The sequence below is a fragment of the Paraburkholderia kirstenboschensis genome (assembly GCF_904848585.1).
Lineage (GTDB): Bacteria > Pseudomonadota > Gammaproteobacteria > Burkholderiales > Burkholderiaceae > Paraburkholderia > Paraburkholderia kirstenboschensis.
The window spans coordinates 434,335-446,022 of sequence record NZ_CAJHCR010000003.1 but is presented as its reverse complement, the minus strand read 5'-3'; the positions used below and the strand labels follow the sequence as shown (position 1 = coordinate 446,022).

General features: G+C 63.4%; 11 protein-coding genes. 1 reads left to right on the top strand and 10 read right to left on the bottom strand.

Annotation, left to right across the window (positions count from 1 at the left end; translation table 11 throughout):
• Positions 1-16: 16 nt before the first annotated feature.
• From JMY24_RS11810 to JMY24_RS11785, 6 genes are read right to left on the bottom strand one after another with little or no spacing between them, the layout of a single operon-like run.
• On the bottom strand, positions 17-1,144 hold the full coding sequence (locus tag JMY24_RS11810; protein WP_128596386.1) for an NAD(P)/FAD-dependent oxidoreductase: 1,128 nt from the start codon (positions 1,142-1,144) through the stop codon (positions 17-19).
• Positions 1,137-2,570 (bottom strand): FAD/NAD(P)-dependent oxidoreductase, encoded by a 1,434-nt coding sequence (locus JMY24_RS11805; RefSeq protein ID WP_201702087.1) that lies wholly within the window; start codon positions 2,568-2,570, stop codon positions 1,137-1,139. Before JMY24_RS11805 ends, JMY24_RS11810 begins: the two co-directional genes overlap by 8 nt.
• Positions 2,567-2,935, bottom strand: a complete 369-nt coding sequence (locus JMY24_RS11800; protein WP_128586656.1) for a (2Fe-2S)-binding protein — start codon at positions 2,933-2,935, stop codon at positions 2,567-2,569. The genes JMY24_RS11805 and JMY24_RS11800 overlap by 4 nt, the downstream gene beginning before the upstream one ends.
• A gap of 23 nt (positions 2,936-2,958) precedes the next feature.
• A complete protein-coding gene (locus JMY24_RS11795) occupies positions 2,959-3,753 on the bottom strand; it encodes an ABC transporter permease (RefSeq protein WP_128596394.1) in 795 nt (264 codons plus the stop codon).
• A 27-nt stretch (positions 3,754-3,780) separates the two neighbouring features.
• Positions 3,781-4,695, bottom strand: coding sequence for an ABC transporter permease (locus JMY24_RS11790; protein ID WP_128596395.1), 915 nt, complete (start codon positions 4,693-4,695; stop codon positions 3,781-3,783).
• On the bottom strand, positions 4,688-5,779 hold the full coding sequence (locus JMY24_RS11785; RefSeq protein ID WP_128596396.1) for an ABC transporter ATP-binding protein: 1,092 nt from the start codon (positions 5,777-5,779) through the stop codon (positions 4,688-4,690). The genes JMY24_RS11790 and JMY24_RS11785 overlap by 8 nt, the downstream gene beginning before the upstream one ends.
• A 275-nt stretch (positions 5,780-6,054) precedes the next feature.
• Here JMY24_RS11785 and JMY24_RS11780 point away from each other — a divergent pair, with 275 nt between their 5' ends.
• Positions 6,055-6,954, top strand: coding sequence for an IclR family transcriptional regulator (locus tag JMY24_RS11780; protein WP_201702085.1), 900 nt, complete (start codon positions 6,055-6,057; stop codon positions 6,952-6,954).
• 79 nt (positions 6,955-7,033) lie between these two features.
• On the opposite strand, the gene JMY24_RS11775 is transcribed toward JMY24_RS11780, so the two are convergent.
• From JMY24_RS11775 to JMY24_RS11760, 4 genes are all read right to left on the bottom strand, one after another.
• On the bottom strand, positions 7,034-8,596 hold the full coding sequence (locus JMY24_RS11775) for an OprD family outer membrane porin (protein WP_128596397.1): 1,563 nt from the start codon (positions 8,594-8,596) through the stop codon (positions 7,034-7,036).
• Positions 8,597-8,752: 156 nt separating this feature from the next.
• Entirely contained in the window at positions 8,753-9,772 is a 1,020-nt protein-coding gene (locus JMY24_RS11770; RefSeq protein ID WP_128596398.1) for an ABC transporter ATP-binding protein, read from the bottom strand.
• Positions 9,769-10,770: an ABC transporter ATP-binding protein gene (locus JMY24_RS11765; RefSeq protein ID WP_128596399.1), complete on the bottom strand. Its 1,002-nt coding sequence runs from the start codon at positions 10,768-10,770 to the stop codon at positions 9,769-9,771. The genes JMY24_RS11770 and JMY24_RS11765 overlap by 4 nt, the downstream gene beginning before the upstream one ends.
• 1 nt (position 10,771) lies before the next feature.
• Positions 10,772-11,686: an ABC transporter permease gene (locus JMY24_RS11760; RefSeq protein ID WP_201702083.1), complete on the bottom strand. Its 915-nt coding sequence runs from the start codon at positions 11,684-11,686 to the stop codon at positions 10,772-10,774.
• Positions 11,687-11,688 lie beyond the last annotated feature (2 nt).

Below are 11,688 nucleotides of genomic sequence, written 5' to 3'. Positions count from 1 at the left end.
GTTTCATAAACGTGATCTAAGCGACGGATGAAGTAGCAAGCTGAGCGAAGCGGTCAATCGAAAAAGCGTCGAGAGGCGTGGCCGTGGCGCCGTCGATAACGAGATCGGCGAGCACCTCGCCGACTCCGGGTGCGAGCAGAAAGCCCCCGCCCGAAAAGCCGAATGCATGCAACAAACGCGGCACTGCGCGGCTCGGCCCGATGATCGGATTGCTGTCGGGCGTCTCGCCTTCCACACCGCTCCATGTGCGAATCAGTAGCGCCTCGCGCAACGCGGGCAACAGCGCGCACGCGTCGCGCATTACGGCGCGCGTGGTTTCCGTCGACGGTTGACCGTATTCGCCGTCGCCATGTCCGCGCCCGCCGCCAATCACGCAATTGCCGCGCGCCACTTGCCGCGCATAGATGCCGCCGCCATACACGCCCAGGTTGTGCGTGATGAAAAGCGGCAGCGGCTCGGTGACCCACATGTTCGGATAGATCGGCTTCATCGGCGCGCTTTCGCCGAAGTAGCCCGCGACCGTATTCGCCCACGCGCCGGCGGAATTGATGAGCCAGTCCGCGGTGATCTGCGTGTCGCCCGCACGCATGTGGAAGCGCTTGCCGTCGTGATGAATGCCGCTCAATGCGGTTTGCTCGCGCACGTCCGCGCCCGCGGCACGCGCGGCGCGTGCGAATGCGGGCGACACGAGACGCGGGTTGGCATGACCGTCGCTCGCGCACAGCGATCCGCCGACAGCCGCCGGGCCGAGCCACGGATAGCGCTCGCGAAACTGCGCGCCGCTGAGCAACTGCGCATGTAGTCCGTAATCGCGCGCCATGTCCGCCCATTGCTGAAGCGCGGCAAGGTCGCTCTCGCTGCGAGCAAGGCGCAAATGTCCCGACACCGTAAATTCGCCGTCGATACCGATCAGTTCCGGCAAGCGGTCCCAGATACGGCGCGCGCGCATCGCGAGCGGCATCTGCTCGACCGGGCGGCCCTGGCAGCGTACGCCGCCGTAATTCACGCCGCTCGCCTGCGCGCCGCAAAAGCGCCGCTCGAAGAGGCCCACGCGCAAGCCGCGCGTGGCAAGCGCGAGTGCCGCCGAAGAACCGACGAGACCACCGCCTGCGATCGCCACGTCGTAGTGCAGCGGGTCACTCATCGCGGGCCTCCTCGGGAATCGCAGCGACGTCGCCGGCATACATCGCGGGCGACAGCGGGATGGGTTTGACCGGCGGCTGGCTGCGCAGGCGGCCAACTGATTCGAGCGGGCGGCCGGTTTCTTCGGCGAGCAAGAGAAGCGCAGCTTCGCCGCACATGCGTCCCTGGCAACGACCCATGCCGACGCGAGTGAGCGCTTTCAGACGGTTGATCTCGTTCGCTTCGCTGCCGCGGATACAACGCCGTAACGTGCCCGCGTCGACTTCCTCGCAGCGGCAGACGGTCATGTCGTCGGGCCATTGCGCGGCGCATTCCAGGGGCGGTTCGAAAGCTGTCTCGATTCCGGCACGGAAAACGGCGATATGTTGCAGCTTGCGTTCAAGCGATGCGGCATCGAGCATGCCGGGTCCGCGTGGGTGACGGACGCCGAGGTCGTCGAGCAAGGCTAATGCGGCGCGGCGTCCCGCGAGTTCGGCAGCGTCGGCGCCCGCAATGCCGGCGCCGTCGCCGGCCAGATAGAGGCCGCGCACGGTGCTGCGTCCGGCAGAGTCGAGTTCGGGCAGCCAGCAACGGTTGAGCGCGTCGAACCGGAAGCGGCAACCGGCGAGATCCGCAAGCTGCGTTTCGGGCTTCAGGCCGAAGCTGATGCCCACCGCGTCGCATGCAATTGATTCGGTAACCGAACTATTATCAGGGGCGCGCCATTCGATTGCCTCGACGTTGCGCGTGCCGCAAATACCAACGAGCTTCACCCCTCGTTCGATACGTATGCGATGCGCCTTGAGCCAGCCGACGTAATACAAACCCTTGGCGAATGTCGAGGGAAGCCGCGCCAACTTTGAAACGGCTGAGATCTGTTGCGAGAGCGGGCTCGTGTCGAGCACGGCCATTACCTGCGCGCCGGCTTTTACGTATTGATATGCGACGAGATACAGCAAAGGCCCTGTGCCTGTGAGCACCACGCGTCGGCCGATTGCACAGCCTTGCGCCTTTAACGCGACCTGTGCCGCGCCGAGTGTATAGACACCGGGCAAGGTCCAGCCGGGCACAGGCAGAATCCGGTCGGTCGCGCCGCTCGCAATGATCAGATGCGAGAACGGCACGCTGATTTCGCGTCCCGCCTGAAGAGTGTCGAGGCGACCGGTTTCGCAAGCCCACGCGAGTGTGTCGGGCCGATAGTCGATGTAAGGCAAGAGCGCTTGCATTGTCGTATGCAACGCGTCGGCCTTGCGCGCCTCGAAACCGTAGAGCGTTTTCTTCGAGCGCTGAAAGCCGCCATGCTCCGGCGGCTGCCGATAGATCTGCCCACCCCAGCGCGCATTTTCGTCGACAACGATGGGACGCACGCCTGCCGCGACCAGCGTCTCGGCTGCGCGCACGCCGGCCGGTCCGGCGCCGACAATCACAACGCGGCGATCGTCGCTCATTGCGCGTCTCCGCTGTGGCTTTTCGCTGGCGCGGTCGCGGGTTCGATACGCGTGAGCACACGCAGTCCCGCGGTGACGAGCGTCGAGCAGGCGCGCAGACGCTTGCCGTCTTCGGTGCGCATCCAGCAGTCCTGACACGCGCCGATCAGGCAGAAGCCGGCGCGCGGCGCGCCGCTGAATTCGCTGTCGCGCACGCGGCGCTGTTGCATCAGCACGGCGGTCAGCAATGTATCGCCCTGCAGAGCGGACACTTTCCGACCGTCGAGATAAAAGTGCAGCGGTTCGCGCCGCGTTTCGGCGATGCGGACGAACTGAGCCTCGCACGTGGGCGAGACGGCGTCCGAAGGCGACGAATTGGATTGCATGAGGGCGTGAACAGAAGAAGACATCAGTGCTGGCCGATCAGAATGCGGTTGAGGCCATACACGCGATCGAGCAGCAGCATTGCGCCCGCCGTAATGAAGATCACGAGCGCGGAGACGGAGGCCATCATTGGATCGATGGATTCCGTCGCGTACATATACATGCGAACGGGCAGCGTGACGGTTTGCGGCGACGTCACGAAGATCGACATCGTCAGTTCGTCGAAGCTGTTGATAAAGGCCAGCAACCAGCCGCCGGTTATGCCGGGCAAAATCATCGGCAAGGTGATGCGGCGAAACGCGGTCCACGCATCGGCTCCGAGTGAATGCGCCGCATGTTCAACGCTGCGGTCGAGTCCGCTTACCGAGGCCAGCACGAGCCGCATGACGAACGGCGTAATGATGATCATGTGCGCGAGGATCAGCCACGCGAACGAGCCGGTCGCGCCGATCAGCGCGAAAAACCGCAGCAGTGCGATGCCGAGTACAAGACCGGGAATGACCAGCGGCGAGAGCAGCAAGCCGTTCAGAAAAGCGCGGCCTGGAAAACGCGCGCGGCCGATTGCGAGGGCGGCGGGCAGTGCGACGATCAGCGAGAGCGTCGCCGATGCAAACGCAAGCTTCAGGCTGTTGAAAAACGCCGAGATGAAGTCGGGGTAGTTAAGAATCGCGCGAAACCAGCGCAGCGAGACACCGTGCGTGGGCAGCGTGAGCGTTTCGTCGGGCGTGAAGGCGACCAGCACGACGATGACAAGCGGCGCGAGCACGAACGCAATGACGAGCGTGTGGAAAATCAACGCAATGGGACCGTTCTTTCTCATGATGTTTTCGCGCGATGAACCGCTGTGTCAACCCAGGCTTCTGGTGTACCTGCGTTCCAGAACCCGGTAGTAAGTGAGCATCACGATCAGATTCGCAACCAGCAACAGCAGCGCGATGGTGGCGCCCAGCGGCCAGTTCAGCGAGCCGAGGAATTCGTCGTAGACGGCGGTCGCGGCGACCTTCAGCCGGCGTCCGCCGAGTAGTCCGGGGATCGCGAATGCGCTTGCCGACAAACCGAACACCATCAGGCTGCCCGACAGAATGCCGGGCGTGAGTTGCGGCAACACGATGCGGCGCAGCGTCGTTGCGGGCGACGCCATCAACGACAGCGCTGCGTTCTCCGTTTGCGGGTCGAGTTTCTGCAACGCGGTCCACACGGGAATCACCATGAAGGGCAGCATGACGTGCACCAGTGCGATGACGATCGCGAAGGTCGTGTACTCGAGCTTGTAAGGACCGAGGCCGACGAGCCCGAACGCCTGAATCACGAGACCGTTGCTGTTGAGCAGCATGCTCCAGCCGAACGTGCGCACTACGACCGAGACAAGCAGCGGCGCGAGAATCACCAGCAGGAACATCGAACGATACGGATCGCGCATGCGCGACAGCACATACGCCTCGGGCGTGCCGATCACGACGCACAGCAGCGTGACGAGAAACGCAATGCCGAACGTGCGCAGAAAAATCGTGTGGAAATACGATGAGCCCAGCACTTCCGCGTAATTGCCGAGCTGGAACGCGGCGAGCGGGCCGCTGGCCGGATCGAAACGATAGAAGCTCAACACGAGCGTCATCAGAAGCGGCACGAGCACGAGCGCGACGAACAGCAGGAACGCGGGCAGGCACATTAGCCACAGCGGCAGAAACGCGCGCCACGGCGCACGCCTTGCGCCTGCGGATGCGGTCTTGCCGTTCTCCGTTGCAGGCAGCGTGCTATCCATGATGCGCATCCCGTTGAATAAAGCGGATCGCTTCGCTGTTCCAGTCGACGCCGACCGCCGCGCCTTCGGGCAACGGCTCATTGCCTTCGTTCTGACAGCACACCAGTACTTCGCCGAGCCGGCTGTCGAGACGATACAGCCACTGGCTTCCAAGAAAGAAGCGGCTGGTTACCGTGGCCGGCACACGTCCCGCGTCCGGCGGACACAGGCGGAGTTTTTCCGGGCGAATGCACAGCGTTACCGCGTCGCCTACGCCGACCACGCGCTCGCGCATCGGCAATTGCGCGGTTCGGCCGGTCTCGCACAGGTCGTGTCCGAGGTCGATGCGGATCGCGTCGCCGTCGCGCGCGATCACCGTGCCCGGCAGCATGTTGGCCTTGCCGATGAACTGCGAGACGAAGCGATTCTCCGGCCGCTCGTACGCCTCGTACGGCGTGTCGATCTGCGTAATGCGGCCGGCTTCCATCACCACCACGCGGTCGCTGATCGACAGCGCCTCTGACTGGTCGTGTGTGACCATGATTGTCGTCGTGCCGATCTTGCGTTGAATGCCGCGCAGTTCGAACTGCATGTCTTCACGCAGCTTGGCGTCGAGATTCGACATCGGTTCATCCAGCAGTAGCACGGGCGGTGCGATCACGATTGCACGCGCAATCGCCACGCGCTGCCGCTGCCCGCCCGACAGCTCGCGCGGAAAGCGGTGCGCGAGCTGATCGAGTCGCACGAGCGACAACGCTTCACGCACGCGTTCGTTGCGCTCCGCCTTGTCGACATTGCGCATTTCGAGTCCGAAGCCGACGTTCTCCGCCACGCTCATGTGCGGGAACAGCGCGTAGCTCTGGAACACCACGCCCAGGCCGCGTTTGTTCGGCTTCATATGCGTGATGTCGCGACCGTCGAGCGTGATGCGTCCACGTGTCGTTTCGAGGAAGCCGGCGATCATCTGCAGCGTCGTCGTCTTGCCGCAACCGGAGGGCCCGAGCAGCGAAACAAACTCGCCTTTTTCCACCGACAGATTGACATCCGCGACCGCCTGGAGGTCGCCGAACGATTTGGTGACGTCTGTGAGTGTGAGGAACGACATGATGTGGCCTTTGGATGCCTCGATGACGCTGACTCTAGCCAGCCAAATTATGTGGCGTCAAATTGAAATTCCATTTGCCGATATAAGATTCCAAAACATTCCGGTGAACGGAACGTCGCCCCCACTTGTTACGCCAGGTGTTTCACTGCGTGACAGTGGGAAAAACCCTATGAAGCGGCTGTAGCGTCGCAAAGAGGGGCACCGGGGCGCGATTCCACTAACCGGCCAAACGCTTTATAGTATTCCGGTCATTGAAATACAAACGGGCCAAACACATGAATGCTGCCGCCAGGCGAGATACCAGGAGCAAGGCCCCGGAAACCGCCGAAACCGGCGCGGCGCCAGGCACGGGCATGCTGGAACGCGCTTTCGCCGTGATTCGCGCGCTGTCGGAAGCGCAGCCCGATGGCGGTCGCGTCACGCGTCTCGCGAAAGCGGTAGGCCTGACGCAGGGCACGGTGCATCGCATCCTGCATGCGCTGATCGCGGAAGGCATCGTCGAACAGGATGAAAATTCGAAGCTTTACCGCCTTAGCGTGAATTTTTTCGCGCTCGCGGCACAAGCAGGAAACCCGAGCGGCATGCGCACGTTATGCCGCCCCGCGTTGTTGAGGCTTTGCGCGAGTCTTGGCGACACGATCTTCCTGCTCGTCAAAAGCAGTTTCGACGCGGTGTGTCTCGACATCTGCGAGGGGCCGTTTCCAATTCGCTCGTTCACTGGCGATATTGGCGGACGCGTGGCGTTGGGCGTGGGGCAGGGAAGTCTCGCGATTCTCGCGTTCCTGCCCGAGGCGGAGCGCGAGGAAATCATTCGCTTCAATGTGCCGCGGATTCGCGGCTATGGCGTGCTGGACGAAGTGTACTTGCGCACCGAAATTGAACGCGTGCGGCAGTTGGGATACGCGGGCCGCAATAGCGGCGTACTCGACGGCATGGCAGGCGTGGCTGTGCCGATTCTCGACCGCGCCGGCGTGGCGGTCGCGGCATTGAGCGTGGGCACGCTGGCGGCGCGTTTGAGCGACGACCGCTTACCCATGGTCGTCGAACTGCTGCGCCGTCAGGCGGAAGCGATCGGCCCGCAAACCAATCCGTTCGATGTCGCGCTGCGACGGCCCATGCATGGCCTCTCGCGCGCCATGACCAGTGCGCGCATTGCGGGCTCGGACCAGGAATAAGCGGCCCAGGCGCGCTATGAAAGGCGTCGCTCGCGAACCGCGCAACGCGACGCCTTTGCATTGGCCACGAACGCAGCGCCTAAAAGACCTTCACGGGCACGTTGACGACGAGACGGTATTCCATGTTGTTACCGTCCGAGTAGTGATAGCTGGCGTTGTGCCACATCGCGATGAACGTGACCTTGGTGTCCTTGAAGCGGCCGCTTTGCAGCGTATAGCTCGGAATGAAACCGAACTCGTGATGATGGCCGTGCACCGGCTCTCCGTTCTTCCAGTAGAGATCGTGCAGCGCGGCTGACGGCGACGCGTTTTCCGCAGCACCCGCCGACCCATCTGCGCCCCAACCATACGCGCCCCAGAACATCGCCTTCAGTCCCGGCACGCCCGCGTACTTTCCGTCGAACGTATAGCGCAATTGCAGCGATTGTTCATGCGGCGCGTTGTAGTCGACGTCCATCGAGTTCGTCAGGTAGATGCCGTTGGTTTCGTTCACGTAGTCGAAGAACTGGTCGCCTAGTATTTGCTGATAACCGAGCAGCAGCGCATGCGGGCCGTGTTGCGCGGACACGGACACGCTGTACGCGTTGCTGTTGATGTGCCCCTGACGCGATGCGCCCGTGTCGTGCGTCGAGTAGATATTGGCGAGCCCGCTCCATTTGATCGTGGTCGGATCGCCGAACGACTGCGCGACCGAGCCGTAGTACTGGCGCCAGACGTCGTCGGCTTGATCGACGTAGAGGGCCATCTCGCCGTTCTTCGCGTAGTGCCAGGTGCCGCCGAGATAGGTCAGCCGGTCGATGCGCGTGCCGCCATACGACGTGGTCAGATTACTCAGATTCGTGTGACCGCGCGCATTGACCTTGGTGAAGCTGCCGGCCTCGAGGGTAGTGTGAGCAAGATCGTTGCTGACGAGCGATACGCCGAGGAAGGTCGGCGGCAGCGCGCGGTTGTCGTGCGGTTCGAGAAACGGATTCGTCACGTCCTGCAGACCGTATTTCACGACGGTTTCTGAAATGCGTCCTTTGATGTCGTACATGCCCGGGTACGCCCACGCAAGTTGCTCCGACCCGCCGCCGCTTTTCCCAACGTGCACCATGTTGCCCGCGCCGTTGCCGCCGTCGAGTTTCAGCGCCGCGAACAGCGACGCGTCGACGCCGAAGCCAATCAGGCCCTGAGTGAAGCCGGATTCATAGTTGGCCTGCATGCCTTGCACCCACGCATGGCGGTAGATCGTGGTCGGCGCCTCGAAGTAGTCGGCGTAATTGCGGAATTGCAGGTTCAGATGGCTATCCGCGATGAAGCCTTTGCTCGCCGCCTGGCTCGATGGCGGCGTGGGCGGTGTGACGGTTTGCGAGGCCTCGGCGTTGACGATGGCGTTCGTCGTGTCCGGTTGATCGTTACGAATCTGACCGCCCTGATCCGCGCGCCGCTTGTTCGCAGGCTGAGCCTGCGACACTTGCGCGGGCGACGACAACGTTTGCGCGGCAGTCGGAGAGTTAGCCGTGCCGGTCGAGGGCTGCGCTACGCTGTCGTCAGCGTACGCATTCGCGGCAACGGCCATGGCGGGGAGGGTAATTGCACAGCAAATCGCGGCAGTGAGTCCGGACTTTTTTGACCGGTTTTTTGTTGGGTTATGTTTCATTGGGAATGTCTCGACAGTTGTTATTGAAACTTTGGCTGGCGCTTAGCCAGTCCATGCTGATCGCTCGTCATGCTGATGACATGACGAGCGAATCCCACGGCGTGGCGTGAACGCCGCGCCGGTGAATGTGGGGCCGCTGGTTAAAGCGTCCGGGATCTAGTCGTTGCTAACGCGGATGCACGCCACACGTGTCGCGTTCGCGCCGTGCGTCACGGGTTCGGGAATCTGAGCCGCACAAGCGTCGATCGCGTCCGGGCACCGTGTGCGGAACGCGCAGCCCGACGGCGGGTTCAGCGGCGAAGCGATTTCGCCGCGCAACAGCAGATGGCGGCGCGCGCGCTCAATCGCCGGATCGGGCACCGGCACAGCGGACAGCAAAGCGCGCGTGTACGGATGGCGCGGCGTGCCGTAGACATCGCGCTTGTCGCCGAACTCCATCACGCGTCCCAGGTACATCACGAGCACGCGATGGCTGATTGCCTTGACGACCGCGAGATCGTGCGCGACGAACAGTAGCGACAGCGACAACTCGCGTTGCAGATCGCGCAACAGGTTCACGATCTGCGCCTGGATCGACACGTCGAGTGCGGATACCGGTTCGTCGCAGATCACGAGTTGCGGCTCGCCGATCAACGCGCGCGCAATGCCCACACGCTGACACTGGCCACCCGAAAACTCATGCGGATAGCGGCGCAGATGCTGCGCGTTCAGTCCGACGCGCTCCAGCATGGTCAGTACGCGGCGCTGCACGTCGGCGCGCGCGATGTCCTTGCCGTGCGTGAGCAACGGTTCGGCGACGATCTGTTCGATCGTCATGCGCGGATCGAGCGATGCGAGCGGGTCCTGGAAAATCATTTGCACGTCACGGCGCAACAGCGTCGTATCGCGGCGCGCGTCGGGTAACACGGTTTCTTTACCGAGCCAGCGCACGCTGCCGCTTGCGATCGGCGCGAGCCCGATGATCGCGCGCGCGAGCGTCGACTTGCCGCAACCCGATTCGCCGACGAGGCCGACCGTCTCACCGCGCCGCACGCTGAACGACACGCCGTCCACGGCCCGCAGTGTCGTCTTGCCCGACCACGGGTAGCCGCCGCGTGGCACACCGAATTGCACCTTGAGTTGCTCGACCGAGAGCAAGGTCGTTGCTTCGCCGCTTGCAATGGAAGTCGCGTTCATACGTGTTGTGCCTCGAGTATTTCTCCCACCGGACGATGGCAGGCGCGCAGTGCTTCCGGATAGCCATCCGCCGCGATGAGCGCAGGACGCGACTCGCGGCACTGATCGCTGCAATACGCACAGCGCGGCGCGAACGCGCAACCCGCGCCGACTTCGCCTGGCAGCGGCGGATTGCCTGGAATGGTTTGCAACGGACGGTCGTCGTCCGGGCTGTCGGTGAGGCGCGGCAATGCGTTGAGCAGCCCGCGCGTGTACGGATGCGTGGGCGCGGCGAAGAGCGCTGCGGCACTCGCCTGTTCGACGGTCTGGCCGGCGTACATCACCATCACGTTGTCGCAGAGGCCCGCGACGACGCCCATGTCGTGCGTGATCAGGATGATCGCCGTGCCGCGCTCCCGGTTCAGTTCGCGCAGCAACTCGATGATCTGCGCCTGCACGGTCACGTCGAGCGCGGTGGTGGGTTCGTCGGCGATCAGGATTTCGGGCTCGGAGAGCAGCGCCATTGCGATCATCACGCGTTGCCGCATGCCGCCGGAAAACTCGTGCGGATACATGCCGATGCGGCGCGCGGCATCGGGAATGCGCACCGCTTCTAGCGCTTCGATTGCACGGCGGCGCGCGTCGCGGCGCGACATCTTTCGATGCAGTTGCAGCGTCTCGGTCATTTGCCGCTCGATGGTCAGGAACGGATTGAGCGAGGTCATCGGGTCCTGAAAGATCATGCCGATGCGGTCGCCGCGGATTCTGTTGAGCGCCGCTTCGTTCATCGCAAGCAGGTTTTCGCCGCGATAGAGCGCTTCGCCGGACACCTTGCCGTTGCCAGCGAGGAGGCCGAGCAATGCCATTACCGTCTGGCTCTTGCCTGATCCGGACTCGCCGACAATGCCGAGGGTGCGGCCCGCTTCGAGCGAAAACGACACACGTTGCACCGCGTCGACCGGTGCGCCTTCGCGGCGCGTGAAGCGCACGCTCAGGTCTTTGACTTCGAGTAGCGGCATGTCAGCGGTCCTTCGGATCGAAAGCGTCGCGCAAACCGTCGCCGACAAAATTCACGCAGTAGAGCGTCACGCATAGCATCACGGCCGGGCATAGCAGAAGCCAGGGCATGGATTCGAGCTTCTGCGCGCCGTCCTGAATCAGCACGCCCCAGCTGGTCATCGGCTCCTGCACACCGAGGCCGAGGAACGACAAAACCGACTCCGTCAGCACGATGTTGGGCACGGTCACGCTCGCGTACACCACCACGACGCCGAACAGATTCGGCACGATATGACGCGCGATGATCGATCTCGAACTCACGCCGATGGCTCTGGCCGCGTCGATGAACTCGCGCGAGCGCAGCGACAGCGTCTGCCCGCGCACCACGCGCGCCATGTCGAGCCACGAAAACGCGCTGATGGTCAGCACGACGAGATAGAACGCGCGGCCGAACATCGTCATCATCAGAATGGCGATCAGCATGTAGGGAATCGCGTACATCATGTCGACGATGCGCATCATCACCGCATCCACGCGGCCGCCGAGATAACCCGCGGTCGCGCCATATGCAACGCCGATCAGTCCCGACACGAGCGTGCCGAGCAGGCCGACTTCGAGCGAAACGCGTCCGCCTTGCAGCGTGCGCGCGAGCAGGTCGCGGCCGAGTTCGTCGGTGCCGAACCAGTGCATGTTTTGCAACGTGGGCGGCAGGCTGATCGCGGACCAGTCGCTGTCGACAGGACCGTTGGGCAGCAGCCACGGACCGGCCACGCACGCGACCACGATCAACAACAGCACGATAAAACCGGTGAATGCCGCCCGGTTGCGCACGAAGCGCGCGGCGGCGGTAGCGAGCGGGCCGCGCGAACGCGGCGCACTGGCAATGGCCGCGAGCGGATCGAGCGCCGCGGCAGTCGATTGAATGGAGCGGGCCATGA